24 protein-coding genes are annotated in these 24,969 nt (G+C 55.2%); 22 read left to right on the plus strand and 2 right to left on the minus strand.

Annotated elements, in window-relative coordinates; translation table 11 throughout:
• Window positions 1–43 precede the first annotated feature (43 nt).
• The 6 genes from atpG to ABVR31_RS00170 all read left to right on the plus strand — a co-directional run bounded on the left by atpG (window position 44) and on the right by ABVR31_RS00170 (window position 7,824).
• Window positions 44–910, plus strand: coding sequence for a F0F1 ATP synthase subunit gamma (gene atpG, locus ABVR31_RS00145; RefSeq protein WP_021508189.1), 867 nt, complete (start codon window positions 44–46; stop codon window positions 908–910).
• Between the two features lie 63 nt (window positions 911–973).
• Entirely contained in the window at window positions 974–2,371 is a 1,398-nt protein-coding gene (gene atpD, locus ABVR31_RS00150; protein ID WP_021508190.1) for a F0F1 ATP synthase subunit beta, read from the plus strand.
• Window positions 2,372–2,395: 24 nt separating this feature from the next.
• Complete coding sequence (locus tag ABVR31_RS00155; RefSeq protein ID WP_021508191.1) at window positions 2,396–2,815, plus strand: F0F1 ATP synthase subunit epsilon; 420 nt, start codon at window positions 2,396–2,398, stop codon at window positions 2,813–2,815.
• A gap of 362 nt (window positions 2,816–3,177) precedes the next feature.
• Window positions 3,178–4,548, plus strand: a complete 1,371-nt coding sequence (glmU, locus tag ABVR31_RS00160) for a bifunctional UDP-N-acetylglucosamine diphosphorylase/glucosamine-1-phosphate N-acetyltransferase GlmU (protein WP_031279605.1) — start codon at window positions 3,178–3,180, stop codon at window positions 4,546–4,548.
• 179 nt (window positions 4,549–4,727) lie between these two features.
• Window positions 4,728–6,557 carry a glutamine--fructose-6-phosphate transaminase (isomerizing) gene (gene glmS / locus ABVR31_RS00165; RefSeq protein ID WP_372771678.1) on the plus strand — a complete coding sequence of 610 codons (1,830 nt, stop codon included), beginning with the start codon at window positions 4,728–4,730 and terminating at the stop codon, window positions 6,555–6,557.
• A gap of 448 nt (window positions 6,558–7,005) precedes the next feature.
• Window positions 7,006–7,824: a winged helix-turn-helix domain-containing protein gene (locus ABVR31_RS00170; RefSeq protein WP_058758215.1), complete on the plus strand. Its 819-nt coding sequence runs from the start codon at window positions 7,006–7,008 to the stop codon at window positions 7,822–7,824.
• A 49-nt stretch (window positions 7,825–7,873) separates the two neighbouring features.
• On the opposite strand, the gene ABVR31_RS00175 is transcribed toward ABVR31_RS00170, so the two are convergent.
• Window positions 7,874–8,524 carry a LuxR C-terminal-related transcriptional regulator gene (locus tag ABVR31_RS00175; RefSeq protein WP_058758214.1) on the minus strand — a complete coding sequence of 217 codons (651 nt, stop codon included), beginning with the start codon at window positions 8,522–8,524 and terminating at the stop codon, window positions 7,874–7,876.
• 591 nt (window positions 8,525–9,115) lie between these two features.
• Here ABVR31_RS00175 and ABVR31_RS00180 point away from each other — a divergent pair.
• From ABVR31_RS00180 to ABVR31_RS00250, 15 genes are all read left to right on the plus strand, one after another.
• The gene (locus ABVR31_RS00180; RefSeq protein ID WP_058758213.1) at window positions 9,116–9,649 is read left to right on the plus strand and encodes a fimbrial protein; all 534 of its coding nucleotides are present in this window, start codon (window positions 9,116–9,118) and stop codon (window positions 9,647–9,649) included.
• Window positions 9,650–9,715: 66 nt separating this feature from the next.
• Window positions 9,716–10,240 carry a fimbrial protein gene (locus ABVR31_RS00185; RefSeq protein WP_372771679.1) on the plus strand — a complete coding sequence of 175 codons (525 nt, stop codon included), beginning with the start codon at window positions 9,716–9,718 and terminating at the stop codon, window positions 10,238–10,240.
• Complete coding sequence (locus ABVR31_RS00190; protein ID WP_372771680.1) at window positions 10,240–12,759, plus strand: outer membrane usher protein; 2,520 nt, start codon at window positions 10,240–10,242, stop codon at window positions 12,757–12,759. Before ABVR31_RS00185 ends, ABVR31_RS00190 begins: the two co-directional genes overlap by 1 nt.
• 24 nt (window positions 12,760–12,783) lie before the next feature.
• Window positions 12,784–13,530, plus strand: a complete 747-nt coding sequence (locus ABVR31_RS00195; RefSeq protein ID WP_058758210.1) for a fimbria/pilus periplasmic chaperone — start codon at window positions 12,784–12,786, stop codon at window positions 13,528–13,530.
• 56 nt (window positions 13,531–13,586) lie between these two features.
• The gene (locus ABVR31_RS00200; RefSeq protein ID WP_058758209.1) at window positions 13,587–14,090 is read left to right on the plus strand and encodes a fimbrial protein; all 504 of its coding nucleotides are present in this window, start codon (window positions 13,587–13,589) and stop codon (window positions 14,088–14,090) included.
• Window positions 14,091–14,110: 20 nt separating this feature from the next.
• Window positions 14,111–14,599 (plus strand): fimbrial protein, encoded by a 489-nt coding sequence (locus tag ABVR31_RS00205; protein WP_072209954.1) that lies wholly within the window; start codon window positions 14,111–14,113, stop codon window positions 14,597–14,599.
• Between the two features lies 1 nt (window position 14,600).
• Window positions 14,601–15,083, plus strand: a complete 483-nt coding sequence (locus ABVR31_RS00210) for a fimbrial protein (RefSeq protein ID WP_072209953.1) — start codon at window positions 14,601–14,603, stop codon at window positions 15,081–15,083.
• A complete protein-coding gene (locus tag ABVR31_RS00215) occupies window positions 15,083–15,604 on the plus strand; it encodes a fimbrial protein (RefSeq protein WP_058758208.1) in 522 nt (173 codons plus the stop codon). Before ABVR31_RS00210 ends, ABVR31_RS00215 begins: the two co-directional genes overlap by 1 nt.
• Window positions 15,605–15,620: 16 nt before the next feature.
• A complete protein-coding gene (locus ABVR31_RS00220) occupies window positions 15,621–16,457 on the plus strand; it encodes a hypothetical protein (RefSeq protein WP_372771681.1) in 837 nt (278 codons plus the stop codon).
• A 166-nt stretch (window positions 16,458–16,623) separates the two neighbouring features.
• Window positions 16,624–17,667, plus strand: a complete 1,044-nt coding sequence (gene pstS, locus ABVR31_RS00225) for a phosphate ABC transporter substrate-binding protein PstS (RefSeq protein WP_127833474.1) — start codon at window positions 16,624–16,626, stop codon at window positions 17,665–17,667.
• Between the two features lie 86 nt (window positions 17,668–17,753).
• Complete coding sequence (gene pstC / locus ABVR31_RS00230) at window positions 17,754–18,716, plus strand: phosphate ABC transporter permease PstC (protein WP_058770723.1); 963 nt, start codon at window positions 17,754–17,756, stop codon at window positions 18,714–18,716.
• Complete coding sequence (gene pstA / locus ABVR31_RS00235) at window positions 18,713–19,600, plus strand: phosphate ABC transporter permease PstA (protein WP_372771682.1); 888 nt, start codon at window positions 18,713–18,715, stop codon at window positions 19,598–19,600. Before pstC ends, pstA begins: the two co-directional genes overlap by 4 nt.
• Window positions 19,601–19,644: 44 nt before the next feature.
• Window positions 19,645–20,418: a phosphate ABC transporter ATP-binding protein PstB gene (pstB, locus tag ABVR31_RS00240; protein WP_021506925.1), complete on the plus strand. Its 774-nt coding sequence runs from the start codon at window positions 19,645–19,647 to the stop codon at window positions 20,416–20,418.
• Between the two features lie 14 nt (window positions 20,419–20,432).
• Window positions 20,433–21,167: a phosphate signaling complex protein PhoU gene (gene phoU / locus ABVR31_RS00245; protein ID WP_021506924.1), complete on the plus strand. Its 735-nt coding sequence runs from the start codon at window positions 20,433–20,435 to the stop codon at window positions 21,165–21,167.
• Window positions 21,168–21,286: 119 nt separating this feature from the next.
• Complete coding sequence (locus ABVR31_RS00250) at window positions 21,287–22,525, plus strand: MFS transporter (protein ID WP_264441832.1); 1,239 nt, start codon at window positions 21,287–21,289, stop codon at window positions 22,523–22,525.
• Between the two features lie 309 nt (window positions 22,526–22,834).
• Here the strand turns inward: ABVR31_RS00250 and yieH are convergent, their stop codons facing one another.
• Window positions 22,835–23,497, minus strand: coding sequence for a 6-phosphogluconate phosphatase (yieH, locus tag ABVR31_RS00255; RefSeq protein ID WP_372771683.1), 663 nt, complete (start codon window positions 23,495–23,497; stop codon window positions 22,835–22,837).
• 151 nt (window positions 23,498–23,648) lie between these two features.
• Here yieH and ABVR31_RS00260 point away from each other — a divergent pair, with 151 nt between their 5' ends.
• Window positions 23,649–24,962 (plus strand): NCS2 family permease, encoded by a 1,314-nt coding sequence (locus ABVR31_RS00260; RefSeq protein ID WP_021506921.1) that lies wholly within the window; start codon window positions 23,649–23,651, stop codon window positions 24,960–24,962.
• The last annotated feature ends 7 nt before the right edge of the window (window positions 24,963–24,969 follow it).

Below are 24,969 nucleotides of genomic sequence, written 5' to 3' on the forward strand. Positions count from 1 at the left end.
GCTTGTCTGAAAAGGCAGGCCGCAAGGCTTTGAGGAGAAGCTAATGGCCGGCGCAAAAGAAATACGTACCAAGATCGGAAGCGTGAAAAACACGCAGAAGATCACCAAAGCGATGGAAATGGTCGCCGCCTCCAAAATGCGTAAAACGCAGGAACGCATGGCGGCCAGCCGTCCGTATGCAGATACCATGCGCAAAGTGATTGGTCACCTTGCTCTGGGTAATCTGGAATACAAGCACCCTTACCTGGATGAGCGCGACGTTAAGCGCGTCGGCTACCTGGTCGTTTCGACTGACCGCGGGCTTTGTGGTGGTTTGAACGTTAACCTGTTCAAAAAATTGCTGGCAGAAATGAAAGGCTGGTCTGATAAAGGCGTGCAGAGCGATCTGGCGATTATCGGTTCCAAAGGCGTTTCTTTCTTCGGCTCTGTAGGTGGCAACGTCGTGGCTCAGGTTACCGGCATGGGCGATAAGCCTGCGCTGTCCGACCTGATCGGCCCGGTAAAAGTGATGTTGCAGGCTTATGATGAAGGCCGCATCGACAAGCTGTATATCGTCAGCAATAAGTTTAATAACACCATGTCTCAGACTCCGACCATTACCCAACTGCTGCCGTTACCGCCAGCGGAAGGTGAAGAAGAGATGAAGGCGAAGACCTGGGATTACCTGTACGAACCCGATCCGAAAGCGCTGCTGGATACCCTGCTGCGTCGTTATGTCGAATCGCAGGTTTATCAGGGTGTGGTGGAAAACCTGGCCAGTGAGCAGGCTGCACGTATGGTGGCCATGAAAGCGGCAACCGATAACGGCGGAAACCTGATCAAAGAGCTGCAGTTGGTGTACAACAAAGCTCGTCAGGCCAGCATCACTCAGGAACTTACCGAGATCGTCTCGGGAGCCTCCGCGGTTTAACCAGGCATATATCCCGTCGCGCGAGCGCGGCCGGATATTCTCGTATTAGGTAGAGGATTCAAGATGGCAGCTGGAAAGATTGTCCAGATTATCGGCGCCGTAGTTGACGTCGAATTCCCTCAGGACGCGGTACCGCAGGTATACAGCGCTCTCGAGGTAAAAAATGGTGATGCTCGTCTGGTGCTGGAAGTTCAGCAGCAGCTGGGCGGTGGCGTGGTGCGTACCATCGCCATGGGTTCTTCTGACGGCCTGAAGCGCGGTCTGGAAGTCACCGACCTGAAAAAACCTATCCAGGTTCCGGTTGGTAAAGCAACACTCGGCCGTATCATGAACGTGCTGGGTGAGCCAATCGACATGAAAGGCGACCTGAAAGAAGAAGACGGCAGCGCTGTAGAGGTTTCCTCTATTCACCGCGCAGCGCCTTCTTATGAAGATCAGTCAAACTCGCAGGAACTGCTGGAAACCGGCATCAAGGTTATCGACCTGATGTGTCCGTTCGCGAAGGGCGGTAAAGTCGGTCTGTTCGGTGGTGCGGGTGTGGGTAAAACCGTAAACATGATGGAGCTGATCCGTAACATCGCGGCTGAGCACTCAGGTTATTCGGTCTTTGCCGGCGTGGGTGAGCGTACTCGTGAGGGTAACGACTTCTACCACGAAATGACGGACTCCAACGTTATCGATAAAGTAGCGCTGGTGTATGGCCAGATGAACGAGCCGCCGGGTAACCGTCTGCGCGTGGCACTGACCGGTCTGACCATGGCGGAAAAATTCCGTGATGAAGGCCGTGACGTTCTGTTGTTCATCGACAACATCTACCGTTACACCCTGGCCGGTACAGAGGTTTCTGCACTGCTGGGTCGTATGCCATCGGCGGTAGGTTATCAGCCAACGCTGGCTGAAGAGATGGGTGTGCTGCAGGAGCGTATTACCTCCACCAAGACCGGTTCAATCACCTCCGTACAGGCCGTTTACGTTCCTGCGGATGACCTGACTGACCCGTCACCAGCAACCACCTTTGCTCACTTAGACTCAACCGTTACGCTGAGCCGTCAGATCGCGTCACTGGGTATCTACCCGGCCGTTGACCCGCTGGACTCTACCAGCCGTCAGCTGGATCCGCTGATCGTCGGTCAGGAGCACTACGACGTCGCGCGTGGCGTTCAGTCGCTGCTGCAGCGTTACCAGGAGCTGAAAGACATCATCGCCATCCTTGGTATGGACGAGCTGTCTGAAGAAGACAAACTGCTGGTGGCACGTGCGCGTAAGATTCAGCGCTTCCTGTCTCAGCCGTTCTTCGTAGCAGAAGTCTTCACCGGTTCTCCGGGTAAATACGTGACGCTGAAAGACACCATCCGTGGCTTCAAAGGCATCATGGAAGGCGAATTCGACCACCTGCCAGAGCAGGCGTTCTACATGGTCGGCGCGATCGAAGAAGCTGTCGAAAAAGCGAAGAAACTGTAATAACGGTTTCCCAGGAGGAGTGGTATGGCTATGACTTATCATCTGGACGTGGTCAGCGCGGAGCAGCAAATGTTCTCCGGTCTGGTGCAGCGTATCCAGGTGTCAGGTAGCGAAGGTGAGCTGGGTATTTACCCGGGCCACGCCCCGCTGCTGACTGCCATCAAGCCTGGTATGATTCGCATCGTTAAACAGCACGGCGAAGAGGAGTATATCTACCTCTCTGGCGGCGTGCTGGAAGTACAGCCGGGCAGCACGACCGTTCTGGCCGACACTGCAATTCGCGGTGAAGACCTCGACGAAGCGCGCGCGCTGGAAGCGAAACGTAAAGCAGAAGAGCACATGAACAGCAGCCACGGCGACGTGGACTATGCTCAGGCCTCTGCGGAGCTGGCGAAAGCTATCGCGAAACTGCGCGTCATCGAGCTGACCAAAAAAGCGATGTAATCAGGCTTTATGCGTCACGAAATGCCAGCCCCCGGGCTGGCATTTTTTTTGCCTGCTGCCGGTGCGCATAAATGCGCACCCTACGAATAGCTTTGCTGGTGCCCTGTATGATCGTCATTCATGGCGACCAAATGTCGGTGCGCATAAATGCGCATGCTGTCCAAAACCGCACAATTACCCGCAGGGGCGCCATTGATGGCGACCGAAAATGGCACAACGCCCTTACCTTATGCCCTCCCCGGCGACCCGTGCTGGCCACTCACCGCCGCTCATCCTCTTCCGCTAATTTCGCACGGAGAAAAATGTAGTAATCTCAGGGGTAAACCTTACACTTTCGAAAGCTAAATTGAGTCAGGATAGTTATGTCGACAAGCGCAATGAGCGTGGTGATCCTCGCCGCTGGCAAAGGCACCCGCATGTATTCCGATCTGCCCAAGGTGCTGCACAGCCTGGCAGGTAAACCGATGGTGCAACACGTTATTGATGCCGCTACCGGCCTCGGCGCACAGCAGGTGCATCTGGTCTACGGCCACGGCGGTGAATTGCTGCAGGAGAAACTGGCGCATAACCCGCTGAACTGGGTATTGCAGGCGGAACAGCTCGGCACCGGCCATGCCATGCAGCAGGCGGCACCGTTCTTCGCCGATGACGAAGATATCCTGATGCTGTACGGCGATGTCCCGCTGATCGCCCAGGAAACCCTGCAGCGTCTGCGCGACGCCAAACCCGCGGGCGGCATCGGGCTGCTCACCGTGGTGCTGGATAACCCCACCGGCTACGGACGCATTGTGCGTGAAAACGGCACCATCACCGGCATCGTGGAGCAAAAAGATGCGTCAGCCGAACAGCTGAAGATTCAGGAGATCAACACCGGCATCCTGATTGCCAACGGTGCCGATCTGAAGCGCTGGCTGGCGCAGCTCAACAACCACAATGCGCAGGGCGAATTTTACATCACCGATATCATCGCTATGGCGCATCAGGAAGGCCGCGTGATCAACGCAGTACACCCGGCGCGTATCAGCGAAACCGACGGCGTGAACAATCGTCTGCAGCTTTCCACTCTGGAGCGCACTTATCAACGCGAGCAGGCAGAAAAGCTGCTGCTGGCTGGCGTCATGCTGCGCGATCCGGCGCGCTTCGATCTGCGCGGTACGCTGCAGCACGGTCGTGATGTTGATATCGATACCAACGTGATCATTGAAGGTAACGTCACGCTGGGCCATCGGGTAAAAATTGGCGCTGGCTGCATCATCAAAAACAGCGTGATTGCCGATGACTGCGAAATCAGTCCTTATTCGGTGATTGAAGATGCCACGCTGGCCGCCGCCTGCACCGTCGGGCCGTTTGCGCGCCTGCGTCCGGGCAGCGAACTGGCCGAACAGGCGCACGTCGGCAACTTCGTCGAGATGAAAAAAGCGACGCTGGGCAAAGGCTCGAAGGCCGGCCATTTGTCCTATCTCGGGGATGCGGAGATTGGCGCGGGCGTAAATATCGGTGCTGGCACCATTACCTGCAACTACGACGGTGCCAATAAGTTTAAAACCATTATCGGCGACAACGTGTTTGTCGGCTCGGACACCCAGCTGGTGGCTCCGGTCAGCGTGGCGGCGGGCGCCACCATCGCCGCCGGCACGACGGTGATGAAAGACGTTACCGCTGCCGATCTGGTCTATAACCGCAAAGAGCAAAATCAGAAGTCTGGCTGGCAGCGTCCGGTTAAGAAAAAATAAATGTCAGGGCCGGCAAAGATCGGCCCGGTATTAAAAACCCGACATATTCCGGTTTTCAGGCAGCTAACGCACCTGCAACCTGGAATAGGAAGGGATCTCCCCACTCTCTACAAGGCTCGGGGAACAATCAGGTCAGATGACAACGCAATGGCCGAAAGCCATGACGTCAGGAAATTACTATGTGTGGAATTGTTGGTGCAGTAGCGCAGCGTGATATCGCAGAAATTCTGCTGGAAGGGCTGCGTCGTCTTGAGTATCGCGGTTATGACTCTGCCGGTCTGGCGGTCGTCGATCGCCAGGGCCACATGACGCGATTGCGTCGTCTGGGTAAAGTGGCCAATCTGGCAGAAGCGGCGGAGCAGCAGCCGCTGATTGGCGGAACCGGCATCGCGCACACCCGTTGGGCGACGCACGGTGAGCCGTCGGAAGCGAATGCGCATCCGCACGTCTCAGAGCATATTATTATTGTGCACAACGGCATCATTGAGAACCACGAACCGCTGCGTGAGCAGATGATCGCACGCGGTTACCGCTTTGCCTCCGAAACCGACACCGAAGTGGTGGCACACCTGGTGCACTGGGAGCAGAAACAGGGCGGTACGCTGCGCGAAGTGGTACTGCGGGTGATCCCGCAGCTGCGCGGGGCGTATGGTATGGTGATCATGGACAGCCGCGATCCGTCAGTGCTGGTGGCTGCGCGTTCCGGCAGCCCGCTGGTGATTGGCCGCGGCGTGGGCGAAAACTTTATCGCTTCCGATCAGCTGGCGCTGCTGCCGGTGACCCGCCGCTTTGTCTACCTCGAAGAGGGGGATATTGCCGAAATTACCCGCCGCGAAGTGGCGATTATCGATCGCCACGGTAACCAGGCACAGCGCGCAGAGATCGAATCTAATGCGCAGTACGATGCCGGCGACAAAGGCGTCTACCGCCATTACATGCAGAAAGAGATTTACGAACAGCCGAACGCCATCAAAAACACGCTGGCCGGCCGCTTCCATGACGGCATTGTTGATCTCAGCGAGCTGGGCGCTAACGCGGAAACGCTGCTGAGCCAGGTGGAACATATCCAGATCATCGCCTGTGGCACCTCCTACAACTCCGGCATGGTGTCGCGTTACTGGTTTGAGTCGCTGGCCAACATCCCGTGTGACGTGGAGATCGCCTCCGAATTCCGCTATCGCAAATCGGCGGTGCGTAAAAACAGCCTGCTGATCACCCTGTCGCAATCCGGTGAAACCGCCGATACGCTGGCAGCGCTGCGCCTGTCCAAAGAGCTGGGCTATCTCGGTTCGCTGGCCATCTGCAACGTGGCGGGTTCGTCGCTGGTGCGTGAGTCAGATCTGGCGCTGATGACCAAAGCCGGCACCGAAATCGGCGTGGCCTCGACCAAAGCGTTCACCACTCAGCTGACGGTACTGCTGATGCTGGTGGCGAAGCTGGGCCGTCTGCGCGGCATGCGCGCTGACACCGAGCACGAGATCGTCCATGCACTACAGGCGTTGCCGAGCCGCATTGAACAGATGCTGGCGCAGGATAAAGTGATCGAGAACCTCGCCGAAGGCTTCTCTGACAAGCATCACGCGCTGTTCCTCGGCCGTGGCGATCAGTATCCGATTGCCATGGAAGGGGCGCTGAAGCTGAAAGAGATCTCCTACATCCACGCCGAAGCCTATGCGGCGGGCGAGCTGAAGCACGGTCCGCTGGCGCTGATTGATGCCGATATGCCGGTGATTGTGGTGGCACCAAACAACGAACTGCTGGAGAAGCTGAAATCCAACATCGAAGAGGTGCGCGCGCGCGGCGGTCTGCTGTATGTGTTTGCCGACCAGGATGCCGGTTTCAGCGACAGCGAAGGCATGAAAATCATCCCGCTGCCGCACGTTGAAGAGGTAATTGCCCCAATCTTCTACACCGTGCCGCTGCAGTTGCTCTCCTACCACGTGGCGCTGATCAAAGGCACCGACGTCGACCAGCCGCGTAACCTGGCGAAATCGGTGACGGTGGAATAAGCGCCGCATCGTCAGTCAATACAAACCACAGCCTGCCAGCATGAGCGGCAGGCTTTTTTTTAGAAAAAAATCTTCCGCGTTCATTTTTTTGCAATATGTTTCATGCACTATGGCTTGCAATAAAAGGAAGTGACTTTACGATTTATTACCTGACGGTTGCATAATTATTTAACCGTCTGTGCTAAAACTCCTTTTTCAGGCCGCTTACCACCGGTTTATTGTTCTCATGTTTTAATTCCCCTTCGCAGTACAGATAATTTTTCATAAAAACACCCTTCCAATAACCTTATGATTGTAAAGGTTTAATTTTTTCTTGATAAAAAATAAGGAATATTCACAACTGTTTTTATTTCCTTCACGCAACTTATCGCGTATAGGATGGCCCAGCTTTATATCCACGCGGAGGCGAGGGTCTCTTATAAAGCCTCGTGCTTAAAAAGGAGCTGTTGTGAATATCTATCTTATTAATGATGACGTCATTTTTGATAGTGCAGCGGGTATACTGAAATCGATATCTCAGCCAGAAAATGACATCACGCTGCCGACATCTGCCGTCAGCTGTCTTGAGTTACTGCTTGTTAGCCAGGGAGAGCCGGTTAAAAAAAGCACGCTTCTTGAAGGAGCATGGCACCAGCGCGGATTTTTTGTGTCGGACAACAGCCTGAATCAGGTTATTGCCCTGTTACGTAAAAGCTTTACCCAGCTCCATCAGGATAAAAACCTGATTGTAACGGTGCCGCGGGTGGGCTACCAGTTCAGCTATGGTGTCAGCGTGGAGCTACTGGATAAACAGCGCCACGAGGAAACCCTGCAGCGCGTCAGCGTCGGGGATGCGCAGAAAGTGACGGTGGCAATACCCGACAGTAACTGCGAGCAGTATCGCCAGTCCGCTCAGCGTAATAAATTAAAGCTGTGTCTGGTCACGGTTTTATTGCTGGGAACGCTAGGGCTATTGTGGGACAGTCAGCCTTTTCACCGCTGGGTTGCCGAAGAGCAGGTGTTCATCCGGGAAGGCTTTTTAATCAATGATGTAGAGTTGTACGTCAGCGAAAAGATCATCAGAGACAGTACAAAAATCGCGCAGGCTAAGTCGTTAATACACCAGAACGAAGCGTTTAATCACCTGCTGGAAAACAAAAAAGAGATGAAGAAGGTCTACGTTGAAGATGCGATAGAAGCTAACGCATTTAGCTATTTTCTTTGTGATAGCGATATTCATCGCGTCAGGGCGCTTTGCCAGAACATCATCATATTGCAGCATCAGTAACCAGCCCGTTTTTACTGCACACAGCGGGAAGAGCTGTGTGCAGTTCCTCTCAAAACCATTCTAATTTCATTTTGGCCAGCGTTGAATTGCCCTCAATTCCCAGCTTTCTGAAAGCTGAGTATTTATAGCTGGCTGCCGTTTTGACATTGATAGCATGTTTATAGGCGATCTTGCTCAGTGAAATACCGGTTAACAGTTCGCGAATCACCGTATGCTCCCGGCGGGAAAGGCTGGATATCTTGCGGGCCAGCGCATCCTGATGCGGATCGGCATTTAATTGCTGCTCCAGGCGCGGACTGAGTGCGGTTTGTCCCTGAATACTGCTCTGCAACATCTCATTGACGGTGGTCAGCGGCTCGCGCTTGGAGATGACAGAATAAAAGGTGCGTTCACTCATCTTACGTGCAACAAAACTATCAATCGAGGTAAAGACGACGCCCCGGATGCTCGGGCATGCCGTTGAGAAGCTTAAAATGAAGTTCTTCTCTTTCGCGAAGTTTTTCGCTTCATCAGAAAAATAAAAGATGACGGCATGCGGTCGATTGCGCGATTTGCGGCAGTAGTCAATCAGCTCGATCAATTCAACCGGATGATGCCAGATATTCACTTTGCAGTGCTTTAAGTGGCTATTGGTGAAGGTATATAAGGCTGGTGCCATATAACCACTGAAATCAACGATAGCAACGCGGTAATTTTTCATCTGGATTCCTTTTGGTGAAATTACCGCTCCATAGTGTTTTTGCCCGGCAATTAACACAAGTTAATAGCTGTGATAAATGCTGAAGCGCCGGGAAATCCATTTGCCCGGGTACACATCTATAAAAAAAAGTAGTCAGAACCGGTTTGGTCTTTTTGCCAGAATTGCACCTTAGGTAACTAAAGTTATTACCCGCAAAACAGACCTGTCGTGTTTTATGTTATGGTGAGTTGTGTTTGTTTTTTGTTGCAATTAACAATGCGATAATATTAATTTGATTATTATTTACATATCCCCGCTTAATTCCGAAAAAACCCAGCGCGATTAATGCCCTCATAACTGATCTGCATCATTCCATTCCTGTGGGGTTGTGAATCACAAATTGTAAAAACACTATAAAAACAGGCGGTTAAGTTGTTAATTTTGTCAATAATTGTTTTTGCTCTCTGAGTTTGTGAATAGTTGTTTTTGATCTGGGATGTGTATTGCTTAACTTTCTCGTTTATCGAAAATGGGCGCCGAAGCAAACGGCATTGCTGTTGCGATTTAAATAAAACTTGATGACTCACTTTACTTAAACGGGAATTTATAAAAATGAAACTGAACAAAATCATGCTGGCTTCTGTAATGGCATTTGGTGTAGTAGCAGGCGCTCAGGCTGCAGGTAATGGTGCAGGTACCGTAACCTTCACCGGTTCTATTATTGATGCGCCTTGCTCAATCACCCCTGAAACCGTTGATCAGACTGTAGAACTGGGTCAGGTATCTAAAGCTCAGCTGGAAACCGCGAACAAAACCGGTAGCTCTAACCCGCGTCCTTTCCAGATCAAACTGGAAAACTGCGATACCGCGACGCTGAAAACCGTTACCACCACTTTCACCGGTGCCAGCTCACAGTATGACAAAGACCTGCTGGGCATGACCGGTACTGCTACCGGCGCCAGCATCGCCATCACCGACGGTTCTGGTAAGAAAATCGCACTGGGCCAGGCAACGGATGCACAGACTTTACAGGATGGTAACAACACCCTGAGCTTCGCAGCCTTCCTGCAGGGCGGCGGTGCTTCTGCCACCATCAATCCAGGTGAATTCCAGTCTATCGCTGACTTCTCTCTGGCCTACCAGTAATTCAGCACCCTTAGCTGGGGTGTGGCGTGTGGTTATTCACACGCCCGATATAATCAGGCGGAAATTATGAAAGCGTTTATCACTTTTGCCCTCAGTTCAGCGTTGTTGTCTCTTCCGGTATTTGCCACTGAAAGTGATAATGATAATGGTCGGGTAAAAATGCGCGGCGCGATCATTGTTTCCGCCTGTACCATTGATGCAGGTAATCAGGATCAGACGGTTGATTTTGAACAGACCTCAATTACCGATGTGGTGCGCGATCAGCGTAATGCCACGCAGGTATTTTCGCTGCGCCTGACCAACTGTATCCTGAGCGATACACTGATTAATTATAATAAGCGCAACTTTGACATTTCTTTTGATGGTGAAAAGCGTGACGGGCTATTTAATGTCAGCGGCAAAAGCCGCGGCCTTGCTTTTAGCATTGATGATGCGCAATCCCATCAACTTCAGCACTATTTAAGCAGCCACACCGTGGATGATTCCGGTATGGCGCTGAACTATATCGTACACTTTCAGCATAATCATCAAGCGCTGGTTGAAGCGGGTGATTATTACAGCTCAGTACGCATGAAAATGGATTATCACTAATGCATCAGGTTGCGAATAATAGCCCGCGCTTCCGCTTATCTGGTGCGCACATTCTCAGCGTATTAATCAGCGTTGCCCTATTCCGGCCGGATTGTGCTCTGAGCGCCGAACTGCAATTTAACACCGACATGCTGGATATTAAGGAACGCGAGAATATCAATATTCAGCAGTTTTCGCAGAAAGGTTATATTCTGCCGGGTACTTACCCGATGGTGGTGTATCTCAACCAGAGTGAACTGCCAGAACAGGACATCATCTTTTTAGCTCCCGAAAATGATCCTGCCGGCAGTGAAGCCTGTATTACCCCTGCGCTGGTGGAACAGTGGGGGTTGCGCCCGGATGCGCAAAAGAAACTCAGCTGGTGGCATAACGGCCAGTGCCTGACCCTGAGCAGCCTGGAAGGCGCAGAAGCACGCGGCGATCTGGGTAACTCGGCGCTGCGCATCAACCTGCCACAGGCTTATCTGGAATACAGCTCGCCAGACTGGGATCCGCCTGCGCGCTGGGATGAGGGCGTGCCCGGCGTTTTGTTTGATTACAACCTGTATGCCCAGGCCAGCCGTCAGCAGGCCAGCGGCAGCAAATATTACAACCTGAGCGGTAACGGCACCAGTGGCGCTAACGTTGGGCCGTGGCGCGTGCGCGCCGACTGGCAGGCGTCGCACGTGCAGAACTCTACCGGCATGTCAGACACCCGCTGGGACTGGAGCCGCTTTTATGCCTATCGCGCGCTGCCGCACCTGCGTGCGCAGCTGTCGCTGGGCGAGAATTACCTCTATTCAGACGTGTTTGACAGTTTCCGTTTTACCGGCGTCAGCCTGAACTCCAACGATAATATGCTGCCACCGAACCTGCGTGGCTATGCGCCCGAGGTAACCGGGATTGCCAAAACCAATGCCAAAGTGGTGATCAGCCAGCAGGGACGTGTCATTTATGAAACGCACGTCGCCACCGGACCGTTCCGCATTCAGGACATTAACGATGCGGTGAACGGTACGCTGGACGTGCGCGTTGAGGAGCAGGACGGCACGGTACAGAAATTTACCGTCAATACGGCGTCGGTGCCGTACTTAACCCGCCCGGGACGCGTGCGCTACAAATTAGCCACCGGCAGACCGTCGGATTTCCGCCATCACATTAACGGCCCAACCTTTGCTGCCGGTGAGTATTCGTGGGGGATCAATAACGGCTGGTCGCTGTACGGCGGCGGTATCGCCAGTGCGCGCTACGGCGCGGTTTCCGTGGGGCTGGGGCGTGACCTGCTGTTCCTCGGCGCGCTGTCGTTTGACGCCACCCAGTCGCAGGCAAAGCTGCCGCACACTGGTACCCAGAGCGGTCGCTCCTACCGCCTGAGCTACTCCAAGCGGTTTGAAGAGTATGACAGCCAGGTGACGTTTGCCGGCTACCGCTTCTCACAGCGCAACTTTATGACCATGGGCGATTATCTCAATGCGCAGCGTGATGCGCGCCGTAACGGGCGCAACAAAGAGATGTACACCGTGACGCTGAACAAATCGTTTCGTGATTTGGGTGTTACCGCTTACCTCAGTTACACCCATCAGAGCTACTGGAACCGTCCGGCGAGCGATAACTTCAGCCTGTCGATGTCGCGCTACTTTGACATTGGCCGCCTGAAAAACGTCAGCGTTTCGCTGGCGGCCTATCGCAACAAATTTAATAAAGTCACCGATGATGGCGCTTATATTTCGCTGTCGTTCCCGTTCGGCAACAGCAGCAATATCAGCTACAGCGCTGATGTGAAGCGCGATGACACCAGTCACGACGTCAGTTATTACGATCGCGTTAACGAAAACAGCAGTTATCAGCTGCGCGCAGGCCACAGCCGGCGCGGTAACAGCATGGGCGGTTACGTGTCGCATCACGGCGATATCGCTGATACCACCGCCAGCATCAACTATCAGGAAGGGCAGTACAGCAGCCTGAGCGTGTCTGCCCAGGGCGGCGCGGTGCTGACCCCTGAAGGCGGCGCGCTGCACCGCAACATGATGCTGGGCGGAACCCGACTGTTAGTGGATACCAGCGGCGTGCCTGACGTGCCGGTGCGCGGCTTTGGTGCACCGGTATACACCAACCGCTTTGGTAAAGCGGTGATCAGCGATGTCAACAGCTATTACCGCAGCAGCGCCCGCATTGACTTTGGCAAACTGGATGACAACGCCGAAGCCACCCGTTCGGTGGTGCAAACCACCCTGACTGAAGGCGCCATAGGCTACCGTCGCTTTAACGTAATTGCCGGTGCTAAAGCGATGGCGATCATTCGCCTGGCAGACGGCTCGGTGCCGCCGTTCGGTGCCAGCGTGATGAACAGTAAAAAGCAGGAAACCGGCATCATTTACGATCAGGGCAACATCTATTTGAGCGGTGTCCATCCGGCGGAACGGATGGACGTTAGCTGGAATGGCCAGGTGCAGTGTTCCGTCACGCTGCCTGCCACGCTGCCTGATGACCTGTACAGCGGATTACTTTTACCGTGCCTGCGGGAAGACGAAAAAATTTAATTCTTTAAAGGGGCAAAGTTAACCATGCATACCTCAGTAAAAACAGTTCTGGCGACGCTGCTCACGCTGGCGACCGCACAGCAGGCGCTGGCCGCGGTGGCGCTGGATCGTACCCGGGTGATCTATAACGGTAATGAAAAGGCGGTCAGCCTGACCATTCGTAACCAGAACGAGAAATTACCCTATCTGGCGCAGGGCTGGATTGAAGATGAGCAGGGCAATAAGCTGAATGGCCCGCTGGTGCTGCTGCCGCCGGTGCAGCGCATCGAGCCGGGTGAAAAGAGCCAGATGAAGGTGCAGGCGCTGCCGGCGGCGGCACAGCTGCCGCAGGATCGTGAGACCGTTTACTACTTTAATCTGCGCGAAATCCCACCGCGCAGTGAAAAGCCCAACGTGCTGCAGATTGCGCTCCAAACCCGTGTGAAGCTGTTCTACCGGCCGGCGGCAATCGTGCCGGACCGTAAGGCGATGGAGAATCCGTGGCAGGAACAGCTGACGTTGACCCGTCAGGGCGATAGCTACATGGCACACAACCCGACGCCGTATTACATTACCCTGGTTGATGCCACGACGCACAAGGAAGGCAAAACGGTGGCGGGCTTTGCGCCGCTGATGGTACCGCCGAAGGGCAGCATTAAGCTGGGCGGCAGCGCCAGCGCGCTGGGCAACGCGCCGGTGTTAACCTACATCAACGACTACGGTGGCCGTCCGGCGCTGACCTTCCGCTGCGCCAGCGACTGCCGTGTGGTGCCGGAAAAGCGCCAGCAGTAATCACGCGGACGAGAAAACGATGCCGTTCATCACCGCAGAGCGCAGCAGGCGAAATTATGAAGCGTAAATTAACGGGCCTGACCCTGATGCTGGCCGCACTGAACGCGACTGGGCCTTTATTCAGCCACGCCGAGACGGCTTCCACCGAAATAAGAATCAGTGGAACCGTTCAGGCCGGGTCGGGCTGCGTCATTAATAATAATCAGCCGATTACCGTTGAATTTGGCCGGGTAAATATCGATGAAATAAATGGGTTTAATTATCTGCAGCCGGTCCCGTTTACTATGAATTGTAATGAGATACCCAGTAATAGTATGAGGATTCAGGTTACCGGGACGATCTCGAGCTTTCATCCCAGCCTGCTGGCAACTACAAAAGCGAATCTCGGGATTGCTTTTTATGATCCTGATGATTACAACCTTGCGGTGAATAATAGCTGGTACAGTTTCACCTATCCTGATGTACCGAAAATTACGGCTGCGCCCTATAAGCGAAGGAGTGCGACGTTAACCAGTGGGGATTTTACTGCAACGGCGTTGCTGGTAATTGAATTACAATAACCACAGTTAAAGGATAACTAATGAATAAATTGATTTTGCTGGCGATCTTGTTTAACGCGTTTGTATTACCGGTTCACGCGTTCGATATTCAGGCTCAGTTTCACGGTACGCTGGTTGAACCCCCTTCGTGTGAGGTGAATGGAGCCAAACCGATCGATGTGGATTTTGGTAGCCAGGTGGTCACTACCGAAGTTGACGGCGTCAATTATATCAAGCCGGTGACTTTTACCCTGGACTGTAAAAATAACCCGAAAAATACCATGCGCATGCAGTTCAGCGGCACCGCGCCGTCATGGGATACCAAAGTGCTGACCACCAATAATACTAACCTGGGGATCAAACTGCTGCAGGGCAGCGGCTCCGGCACCCAGCTGAGCCTCAATACCTGGCTCAGCTTTACCTATCCGACGCTGCCGGTACTGCAGGCGGTGCCGGTGAAAAAAACCGGCAGCACGCTGACGGCCGGCGCGTTCAACGGCAACGCCACGCTAAAAGTGGAATTCATCTGATATGCAACCGCTGACGCTTCTAATGTTGCTGGCGCTGCTCGCCTGCTCTGCGCGCGCAGAGGAGGTGAGCTTTTACGGTGTGTTGGTGCCGCCGCCGCAGTGCACCATCAGCGGCGGCAATACGCTGGAAATTGATTTTGGCGATAAGCTCGGCGTCAACAAAATCGACGGCGTCAACTACCGCAAACAGGTGGAGTACCAGCTGGAGTGTCCGCCGCTCGATCCTGAGGCGCCGCCCATGCAGCTGCAGCTGGCGGTGAACGGCGTGGCCACTGCCTTTGACAACGCGGCTTTGCAAACTAACGTGGCCGATTTGGGCCTGCGGCTGACCGCTGACGATAAGCCGCTGCCGCTCAACACGCGCATTCCCCTTGATCCGCTGCGCCCGCCAGCACTGTGGGCGGTGCCGGTGAAAGATCCTAACGGCATCCTGCAGGAAGGGGCGTTTGAAGCCAGCGCCACCCTGCTGGCGGAGTATCAGTAATGAATCCTTTAATCAACGTGGCGCTGCTGTGGCTGCTGGTCGGGCACGCAGCGGCGCAGGCGGCGGATAACCTGCATTTCACCGGCGCGCTGGTGCAGGAAGCCTGCACCATCCGGCCGGGTGATGAAGAGCTACAGATCGATCTCGGCGCAATGCCGGATAAATACCTGTATCTCAATCAGCGCACGCGCGGTAAGCCGTTTAGCCTGCATCTCGAGAACTGCGATCCCGCGCTCGGCAATACACTGGAGATCACCTTCAGCGGTAACGAGAGCGCGGCGCTGCCCGGACTGCTGACGCCGGATGCCGGCAGCCAGGCGCGTGGCATCGCCATCGGGCTGGAAACGCCGCAGGGCCAGGCGCTGCCGTTTAACCAGCCGGCCAGCTTTGCCGTGCAGGCGGGGACGACTCAGCTGGATTTTGTCAGCTATATCGCCGCAGAACCTGATGCTGTCGAAAATAAAAATATCGTCAGGGGGCTATTTACGGCGTCCGGCACCTTTGCCATCCTGTATCATTAGATTTTAGGTAGTCATAATGAAAATAAATTTTTGTTGTTTGTTTTTTCTGGTTTTTTTATTTCCGTTAAGAACGGAAGCAGGTGTTAAAATACCCATTGTTGTTACTCCTCGCGAGTACTGTCCTTACGATAGCTTCCCAGATAATAATAACAATAATAAACCAGGAAGTGGGTACTGTAGCTTTAATATTACCCCTACTGGGATTATCGGCAGCGATGATACATATATTGAAGCCACCCATGGTTATTTTTATATTGTGGTGGTGGTAGTGTATAAACATGGTGATATTATTCGAGTAGATAGTAAAGCTATTAACGAAAAAGAAGGCACGGTAAATGAAATAGCTGCATTGGCAATTAAATCATGGGGGCTTGGATATTCGAATATAGCCACGTATTCTAGTGATCCTATTGATAAAATTTGTTTTAGCATTAGTGAAGTTACTCATGATTATTGGACACGTCCGGAATTTGGTAATGAATGTGGAACTGCCGGTCCCGGTCCCGGCCCCGATCCTGAACCGGACCCCGGCAGCTGCGATCTCGGCGGCCCCTATTATTTAAGCCATGGTTCGATGGACGTTTACGACGTCAACGGTAACGAAGCGCGCGTCAACATTAACGTCACCTGCAGCGAGGATGCCACCCTGACCTTTACGGCGCCCAACGAGCTGGATCTCGGCCAGAATATTGTCAGTCAAATAACGCTGGACGGACAACAGCCGGACGGATTACAGCTGGGTTTTACAGCACCGGGCCGCCCGCTGGTATTCGCCTCAAAACTGCAAACTATCGGGACGCCCGAAGCCGGCACCTTTGACAAGGTTTACCTGCTGCAGGCCACCATTCAGTAACCCGCTTCCTTTATAGTGATGACAATCGCCGTGCCGGCGATTGTCATATTACTGTCACAATTCGTACATTTCACTGTCATCAAACTGTCCTATTTTGCCTCCAGCAGCAATCACTGACTCTTACTAAAACGGCGTCAAGCCTGATTTTTAATCCCCTGGAGGGAACATGACACTGATGCGTAGCACCGTAGCCCGAATTCTCGCCGCCACCTTCGCAGTAAGCGCGGTTTCTGCTTTTGCAGCCACCGACCTGACAGGCGCAGGCGGGACGTTCCCGGCACCGGTTTATGCCAAGTGGGCAGCAGAGTATCAGCAAGCCACCGGTAGCAAAATCAACTATCAGGGTATTGGTTCCTCGGGTGGCGTGAAGCAAATTATCGCCAAAACCGTGGATTTCGGTGCGTCCGATGCGCCGATGAAAGAGGAAGATCTGCAGAAAAATGGCCTGTTCCAGTTCCCGACGGTGATCGGTGGCGTGGTGCTGGCGGTGAACATTCCCGGCGTTAAATCCGGTGAGCTGACGCTCGACGGTAAAACGGTCGGCGACATCTATCTCGGTACCATCAAAAAGTGGAACGATCCGGCGATCACCAAACTGAACCCGGGCGTGAAGCTGCCAGACACCAACATCAACGTGGTGCGCCGCGCGGATGGTTCCGGCACCTCTTTCGTCTTCACCAGCTACCTGTCTAAAGTGAACGAGACCTGGAACAGCAAAATCGGTAAAGGCAACACCGTCAACTGGCCAACCGGCCTGGGCGGTAAAGGTAACGACGGCGTGGCCGCGTTTGTACAGCGTCTGCCGGGCTCGATTGGCTACGTAGAGTATGCCTACGCCAAACAGAACAACCTGACTTACACCAAACTGGTTGATGCCGACGGCAAACCAGTGGCTCCGAGCGAAGCCAGCTTTGCTAACGCCGCCAAAGGCGCTGACTGGAGCAAAACCTTTGCCCAGGATCTGACCTTCCAGAAAGGCAACGATGCATGGCCGATCACCTCAACCACCTTCATCCTGATCTATAAAGAGCAGGCGAATGCGGAGAAGGGCAGTGAAGTGCTGAAGTTCTTTGACTGGGCGTACAAAGGCGGTAGCAAAACTGCCACGGCGCTGGATTACGCAGCGCTGCCAGAGAGCGTAGCGAATCAGATTCGTGCTGCCTGGAAAGCCAACATCAAAGACAGTTCCGGTAAAGCGCTGTACCAGTAAGTGTATGACCCGGCCAGCGCCCGCGCTGGCCAGCCTGATGGGCGGCCTTGTTGCCGCCCTGATTACCCTCTGAGATCGAGAATTCTATGGCTGCCACTAAGCCGACGTTTAAAGCACCGGGCAAGCAGGGCGACATGATATTCGGCGCGCTGGTGAAGCTCTCCGCGCTGATTGTGTTACTGCTGCTGGGTGGCATTATCGTCTCCCTGATTTTCTCCTCCTGGCCGAGCATCCAGAAATTTGGCTTCTCCTTTCTGTGGACCAAAACCTGGGATGCGCCAAACGAAGAATTTGGTGCGCTGGTGCCGATTTACGGCACCCTCGTAACCTCACTGATTGCCTTAATCATTGCGGTGCCGGTGAGTTTCGGTATCGCCCTGTTTCTGACCGAACTGGCGCCAAACTGGCTGCGCCGTCCGCTGGGTACCGCGATTGAGCTGCTGGCGGCCATTCCCAGCATCGTGTACGGCATGTGGGGCCTGTTTATCTTTGCTCCGCTGTTCGCGGAGTATTTCCAGACGCCGGTTGGCGAGGTGCTGGCAAATATCCCGATCGTCGGCGCGCTGTTCTCCGGTCCGGCCTTCGGCATCGGCATTCTGGCGGCGGGCGTGATCCTCGCCATCATGATCATCCCTTACATCGCCTCGGTGATGCGCGATGTGTTCGAACAGACGCCGGTGATGATGAAAGAGTCGGCCTACGGCATCGGCTGTACCACCTGGGAAGTGATCTGGCGCATCGTGCTGCCGTTCACCAAAAACGGCGTGATCGGCGGCGTGATGCTGGGTCTCGGCCGCGCGCTGGGCGAAACCATGGCGGTCACCTTTATCATCGGTAATACCTACCAGCTGGACAGCGCGTCGCTGTTTATGCCCGGCAACAGTATCACCTCAGCGCTGGCGAACGAGTTCGCCGAAGCCGAATCCGGCGTGCACGTGGCGGCGCTGATGGAGCTGGGCCTGATTCTGTTCGTGATTACCTTTATCGTTCTGGCGATCTCCAAACTGATGATCCTGCGTCTGGCGAAGAGTGAAGGAGCCCGTTCATGACAGCAATTGAAATGCAGGCGCGCGCCGAGCTGGAAGCCTCGCGCCGTAAAATGCAGGCGTGGCGCAGCACCAAAAACAAAATTGCCCTGACGCTCTCGCTGCTGACCATGGCGTTTGGCCTGTTCTGGCTGATCTGGATTCTGTTCACCACCGTCACGAAAGGGATCGACGGCCTGAGCTGGACGTTGTTTACCGAATCCACGCCGCCGCCCAACACCGCGGGCGGTGGTCTGGCGAACGCCCTGGCGGGCAGCGGCCTGCTGATTTTCTGGTCCACCTTCTTTGGCACGCCGCTGGGCATTCTGGCGGGTATCTACCTGGCAGAATATGGCCGCAAGCACTGGCTGGCGGAAGTGATTCGCTTCATTAACGACATCCTGCTGTCCGCACCGTCAATTGTGGTCGGCCTGTTCGTGTACACCATCGTGGTGGCGCAGATGCGGCACTTCTCCGGCTGGGCCGGTGTGATAGCGCTGGCGCTGCTGCAGGTGCCCATCGTGATTCGTACCACCGAGAACATGCTGCGGCTGGTGCCGGACAGCATGCGTGAAGCGGCTTATGCGCTGGGCACGCCAAAGTGGAAGATGATCTCGGCGATTACGCTGAAAGCCTCGGTCTCCGGCATCATTACCGGTGTGCTGCTGGCGATTGCGCGCATTGCCGGTGAAACCGCACCGCTGCTGTTCACCGCGCTGTCGAACCAGTTCTGGAGCACCGACATGATGCAGCCGCTGGCCAACCTGCCAGTGACCATCTTCAAATTCGCCATGAGCCCGTTTGCCGAATGGCAGAGCCTGGCGTGGGCGGGTGTGCTGATAATTACGCTGTGCGTGCTGCTGCTGAACATCGTGGCGCGCGTGATTTTCGCCAAAGGCAAACACTAATTTTCCGGCGCGGCTTCGGCGGCGCTGCACATGAGAGATGAGCAATGAGTATGGCAACTCCTTCTGCCGGTAAAATTCAGGTGCGCAATCTGAACTTCCACTACGGTAAGTTCCACGCGCTGAAGAACATTAATCTGGATATCGCCAAAAACCAGGTGACGGCGTTTATCGGTCCGTCGGGCTGCGGCAAATCCACCCTGCTGCGCACCTTCAACAAAATGTACTCGCTCTATCCGGAGCAGCGTGCTGAGGGTGAAATTCTGCTGGATGGCGACAACATTCTGGCATCGCATCAGGATATTGCCCTGCTGCGCGCGCGCGTCGGCATGGTGTTCCAGAAGCCGACGCCGTTTCCGATGTCGATTTATGACAACATCGCCTTTGGCGTGCGGCTGTTTGAGAAGCTGTCGCGTGCCGATATGGACGAGCGCGTGCAGTGGGCGCTGAGCAAAGCCGCGCTGTGGAATGAAACCAAAGACAAGCTGCACCAGAGCGGTTACAGTCTCTCCGGCGGTCAGCAGCAGCGCCTGTGCATCGCGCGCGGCATCGCGATTCGCCCGGAAGTGCTGCTGCTGGATGAGCCATGTTCGGCGCTGGACCCGATCTCTACCGGACGCATCGAAGAGCTGATCACCGAGCTAAAGCAGGATTACACCGTGGTCATCGTGACTCATAACATGCAGCAGGCGGCGCGCTGTTCCGATCACACGGCGTTTATGTATCTGGGCGAGCTGATTGAGTTCAGCGACACCGACACGCTGTTTACCAAGCCAGCGCAGAAGCAGACAGAAGATTACATCACCGGTCGTTACGGCTGATTCAGGAGAGAAACATGGATAATTTAAATCTGAACAAACATATCTCCGGTCAGTTCAACGCGGAGCTGGAGCACATTCGTACTCAGGTGATGATCATGGGTGGCATGGTGGAGCAGCAGCTTACCGATGCCATCACCGCGATGCATAACCAGGATGGCGAACTGGCGCGCCGGGTGATCGACGGTGACCAGAAGGTCAACATGATGGAAGTGGAGATCGATGAAGCCTGTGTGCGCATCATCGCCAAGCGTCAGCCTACCGCCAGCGACCTGCGTCTGGTGATGGCGATCATCAAAACCATTTCGGAACTGGAACGCATCGGCGACGTGGCGGAGAAGATCAGCCGTACCGCGCTGGAGAAGTTCGGTCAGCAGCATCTGCCGCTGCTGGTGAGCCTCGAGTCGCTCGGGCATCACACCGTGCAGATGCTGCACGATGTGCTGGATGCCTTCGCGCGCATGGATCTCAACGAAGCCATCAAGATCTACCGCGAAGACAAAAAGGTGGATAAAGAGTACGAAGGTATTGTGCGCCAGCTGATGACCTACATGATGGAAGATCCGCGCACCATTCCCAGCGTGCTCACCGCGCTGTTCTGCGCGCGCGCCATCGAGCGCATCGGTGACCGCTGCCAGAACATCTGCGAAATTATCTTCTATTTCGTGAAAGGTCAGGATTTCCGACACGTGGGCGGTGACAAGCTGGATGAACTGCTGTCGGGCGACGACGGCAGCAATAAACCCTCCTGATTGACGTGATGACTGCCTGTTAGCGCTGAGGCTGACAGGCAGTGCGCTTGATTTCTGCCTGTTCTCAACCTGCCGCTCTCTTTATACTTGGCGCACATTTTTCTGCCAGGTGCTGTTTTATGTCCTCTGCAAATAACAACAAAACCGCCGTTACGCCGGCGAAAGCGATGGTGGCTGCCGTCAGCGGCTATGCCATGGATGGATTTGATCTGCTGATTCTGGGATTTATGCTGCCGGCGATCAGCGTGTCGCTGGCGCTGGATGCGTCGCAGGCCGGTTCGCTGGTGACCTGGACGCTGATCGGCGCGGTGGTCGGCGGCATTGTGTTTGGTCATCTGAGCGATCGCTATGGCCGCATCCGCATTCTGACCGTGACGATCCTGATGTTCTCACTGTTCACCGGGCTGTGCGCCGTGGCGCAGGGCTACTGGGATCTGCTGGCGTATCGTACGCTGGCCGGCATGGGACTGGGCGGTGAGTTTGGCATCGGCATGGCGCTGATTGCCGAAGCCTGGCCGAAGGAGAAGCGTAACCGCGCCTCGGCGTGGGTCGGTATCGGCTGGCAGCTCGGCGTATTGCTGGCGGCCTTTATCACGCCGCCGCTGCTGAGCGTGATTGGCTGGCGCGGTATGTTCCTGGTTGGCCTGCTGCCAGCGCTGGTGTCGTTTGTGATTCGCCGCAGCATGGGCGAGCCGGAAGCCTTCACCCGCCATGTGGAAAAAGCCCCGCAGCTCTCCTTTTCCGCGCGCATTAAACTGCTGTTTGCCGATCGCGCCACCAGCAAAGCCAGCCTCGGCATTCTGATTCTTTGTTCGGTGCAGAATTTTGGCTATTACGGCCTGATGATCTGGATGCCAAGTTATCTCTCTTCCAGCTTCGGCTTCAGCCTGACCAAATCCGGCCTGTGGACGGCCGTTACGGTAGTGGGCATGACGTTCGGCATCTGGCTGTTCGGCGTGCTGGCGGACCGCTTTGCGCGCTGGAAGATTTTCCTGCTGTACCAGTTTGGCGCCGTGGCGATGGTGGTGGTTTACGCCCAGCTGCGCGACCCGACGGTAATGCTGTTTACCGGTGCCATCATGGGGATGTTTGTTAACGGCATGATTGGCGGCTACGGCGCGCTGATCTCGGACACTTTCCCACCGCAGGCGCGCGCCACCGCGCAGAATGTGTTGTTCAACCTCGGCCGCGGCGTCGGCGGTTTCGGCCCGCTGGTGATCGGCATGCTGGCCACGCATATTTCGTTCACCGCTGCGATTACGCTGCTGGCGCTGATTTATCTGCTGGATATCGTCGCCACGCTGTTCCTGCTGCCAAAAAACCAGGGCAATGAGGATTCGCTGGGCGCGATTGGGTGATTTTTCCCCTCACCCTAACCCTCTCCCGCAAACGGGAGAGGGAACCGCTCAGTGCGGTTTCACAAACCTGTGCTTCACCTTAACACCCGCTCGATCGGCCCCTCTCCCGCAAACGGGAGAGGGAACCGTTCAGTGCGGTTTTACAAACCTGTGCTTCACCTTAACACCCGCTCGATCGGCCCCTTCTCCCGCTTGCGGGAGAGGGAACTGTCTGGTGCGGTATGTGGGTGGGCACTTTTGTTCAATTCCGCTCGATCGGCCCCTTCTCCCGCTGGCGGGAGAAGGCTGGGATGAGGGGGCTGCGCGCACTTACCTGACCAAATCCCAGCCACGTGCACGCCACAGCGCTGGCAGCTGCGCCATATCGTCAAAACGCGTCACCAGCGGGTGATCAATCACCGGATTGTGTGCATCGGCACAGTAGTAAAACACCGGTATGCCAGCGGCGATGCCAGCCCGCGCACCAGCCTCTGAATCATCCACCAGAATGCACTTTTCAATCGGCACCTGCATCTGTTCCGCCGCGTGATACATCAGCTCCGGATCCGGCTTCCAGTGATTAATGTCATAGCCACTATACAGGCGTCCGATCAGATACGGCAGCATGCCGGTCAGCCCCAGTGAATGCTCCATCTTCTTCACCGTACCGTTCGACACCACGCACATCGGCACCTTCACGCGCTCCACCAGCGCTCTGGCGCCGGCAATCGGCTGCAGATCAAGATCAAACAGGCGCGCCACTTCCGCGCGGTAGGCACTCTCCACCTCAGCCAGCGGCAGCGTCACCTGATGCTGTGCCGTCACATCGCGGATGATGTCGTAAAGCTTCACCCCTTTGTACTGCTCAAACATCTGCTGCAGCGAGAGTTCGATACCGTAACGGGCAAAGGTGTTGACGTAGGACTGCGTGCAGATCACTTCGCTGTCGACCAGCGTGCCGTCGCAATCAAAAAAGATACATTCAACTGACATCGCGCCTCATCCTTTTAGTAAACAATAAGCTGTCACTCTAGCGCACTCAGCGCAGAAAGCGACCCCAGGCAACCGGTTGCGAAAAATCAGTGTTTTGCGGCGCTAAAGTCTATAGGATACGCGGCGATAAATTTTTCATCGGAACAGCGAAATGAACGAGCAGGGCCTTTTGCAGCGTATTTTCAGGCTGCAGGAACACGGAACCACCGCACGCACCGAAGTGATTGCCGGTTTCACTACTTTCCTGACGATGGTGTACATCGTCTTCGTTAACCCGCAGATTCTTGGTGCCGCAGGCATGGACACCCAGGCGGTGTTTGTCACCACCTGCCTGATTGCTGCGTTCGGCAGCATCCTGATGGGGCTGGTGGCCAATCTGCCGGTGGCGCTGGCACCGGCCATGGGCCTCAACGCCTTCTTTGCCTTTGTGGTGGTAGGTGCGATGGGCTACTCGTGGCAGGTTGGCATGGGCGCGATCTTCTGGGGCGCGCTGGGGCTGCTGATCCTGACGCTGCTGCGCGTACGCTACTGGATGATCGCCAATATTCCGCTCAGCCTGCGCGTGGGCATCACCGCCGGTATTGGTCTGTTCATCGCCATGATGGGGCTGAAAAACGCCGGTATTATTGTGCCCAACGCGGACACCATCGTGACCGTCGGCAACCTGGCCTCGCACAACGTGCTGCTCGGCGCGCTCGGCTTCTTTATCATTGCGATTCTGGCGTCGCGCAACATCCACGCGGCGGTGCTGGTTTCTATCGTCGTGACCACCGCGATCGGTCTGCTGCTGGGCGACGTGAAGTTTACCGGGCTGTTCGCCGCGCCGCCGGCCATCACCTCGGTGGTCGGCCAGGTCGATATCAAAGGCGCGTTCAACGTGAGCATGGCGGGCGTGATCTTCGCCTTCATGCTGGTCAATCTGTTTGACTCATCCGGTACGCTGATTGGCGTAACCGATAAAGCGGGCCTGACCGATGAGAAAGGTACTTTTCCGCGCATGAAACAGGCGCTGTACGTGGATAGCATCAGCTCCGTCACCGGTTCGCTGATCGGCACCTCTTCGGTGACGGCGTACATCGAAAGCTCATCCGGCGTGGCGATTGGTGGCCGTACCGGCCTGATGGCGGTAGTGACCGGCATCCTGTTCCTGCTGGTGATGTTCCTGTCGCCGCTGGCTGCCATGGTGCCCGCCTATGCGGCGGCTGGCGCGCTGATTTATGTTGGCGTACTGATGACGGCTTCGCTGGCGCGCGTGCGCTGGGACGATCTCACCGAAGCGGTGCCGGCGTTTGTCACGGCGGCGATGATGCCGTTCAGCTTCTCGATCACCGAAGGTATTGCGCTCGGTTTTATCTCTTACTGCGTGATGAAACTCGGTACCGGACGCTGGCGTGAAATCAGCCCGTGCGTGGTGGTGGTGGCGCTGCTATTTGTGCTGAAAATCGCTTTTATCGACGCGCACTAAACGCAAC

This window comes from Pantoea sp. WEP, assembly GCF_041678305.1.
GTDB classification, from domain to species: domain Bacteria; phylum Pseudomonadota; class Gammaproteobacteria; order Enterobacterales; family Enterobacteriaceae; genus Pantoea; species Pantoea dispersa.

Bases quoted from the DNA above. Each gene is read 5' to 3' on its own strand.
- atpG (WP_021508189.1), top strand. From the start codon at position 44: ATGGCCGGCGCAAAAGAAATACGTACCAAGATCGGAAGCGTGAAAAAC.
- atpD (WP_021508190.1), top strand. From the start codon at position 974: ATGGCAGCTGGAAAGATTGTCCAGATTATCGGCGCCGTAGTTGACGTC.
- ABVR31_RS00155 (WP_021508191.1), top strand. From the start codon at position 2,396: ATGGCTATGACTTATCATCTGGACGTGGTCAGCGCGGAGCAGCAAATG.
- glmU (WP_031279605.1), top strand. From the start codon at position 3,178: ATGTCGACAAGCGCAATGAGCGTGGTGATCCTCGCCGCTGGCAAAGGC.
- glmS (WP_372771678.1), top strand. From the start codon at position 4,728: ATGTGTGGAATTGTTGGTGCAGTAGCGCAGCGTGATATCGCAGAAATT.
- ABVR31_RS00175 (WP_058758214.1), bottom strand. From the start codon at position 8,524: ATGAAAAATTACCGCGTTGCTATCGTTGATTTCAGTGGTTATATGGCA.
- ABVR31_RS00180 (WP_058758213.1), top strand. From the start codon at position 9,116: ATGAAACTGAACAAAATCATGCTGGCTTCTGTAATGGCATTTGGTGTA.
- ABVR31_RS00185 (WP_372771679.1), top strand. From the start codon at position 9,716: ATGAAAGCGTTTATCACTTTTGCCCTCAGTTCAGCGTTGTTGTCTCTT.
- ABVR31_RS00190 (WP_372771680.1), top strand. From the start codon at position 10,240: ATGCATCAGGTTGCGAATAATAGCCCGCGCTTCCGCTTATCTGGTGCG.
- ABVR31_RS00195 (WP_058758210.1), top strand. From the start codon at position 12,784: ATGCATACCTCAGTAAAAACAGTTCTGGCGACGCTGCTCACGCTGGCG.
- ABVR31_RS00200 (WP_058758209.1), top strand. From the start codon at position 13,587: ATGAAGCGTAAATTAACGGGCCTGACCCTGATGCTGGCCGCACTGAAC.
- ABVR31_RS00205 (WP_072209954.1), top strand. From the start codon at position 14,111: ATGAATAAATTGATTTTGCTGGCGATCTTGTTTAACGCGTTTGTATTA.
- ABVR31_RS00210 (WP_072209953.1), top strand. From the start codon at position 14,601: ATGCAACCGCTGACGCTTCTAATGTTGCTGGCGCTGCTCGCCTGCTCT.
- ABVR31_RS00215 (WP_058758208.1), top strand. From the start codon at position 15,083: ATGAATCCTTTAATCAACGTGGCGCTGCTGTGGCTGCTGGTCGGGCAC.
- ABVR31_RS00220 (WP_372771681.1), top strand. From the start codon at position 15,621: ATGAAAATAAATTTTTGTTGTTTGTTTTTTCTGGTTTTTTTATTTCCG.
- pstS (WP_127833474.1), top strand. From the start codon at position 16,624: ATGACACTGATGCGTAGCACCGTAGCCCGAATTCTCGCCGCCACCTTC.
- pstC (WP_058770723.1), top strand. From the start codon at position 17,754: ATGGCTGCCACTAAGCCGACGTTTAAAGCACCGGGCAAGCAGGGCGAC.
- pstA (WP_372771682.1), top strand. From the start codon at position 18,713: ATGACAGCAATTGAAATGCAGGCGCGCGCCGAGCTGGAAGCCTCGCGC.
- pstB (WP_021506925.1), top strand. From the start codon at position 19,645: ATGAGTATGGCAACTCCTTCTGCCGGTAAAATTCAGGTGCGCAATCTG.
- phoU (WP_021506924.1), top strand. From the start codon at position 20,433: ATGGATAATTTAAATCTGAACAAACATATCTCCGGTCAGTTCAACGCG.
- ABVR31_RS00250 (WP_264441832.1), top strand. From the start codon at position 21,287: ATGTCCTCTGCAAATAACAACAAAACCGCCGTTACGCCGGCGAAAGCG.
- yieH (WP_372771683.1), bottom strand. From the start codon at position 23,497: ATGTCAGTTGAATGTATCTTTTTTGATTGCGACGGCACGCTGGTCGAC.
- ABVR31_RS00260 (WP_021506921.1), top strand. From the start codon at position 23,649: ATGAACGAGCAGGGCCTTTTGCAGCGTATTTTCAGGCTGCAGGAACAC.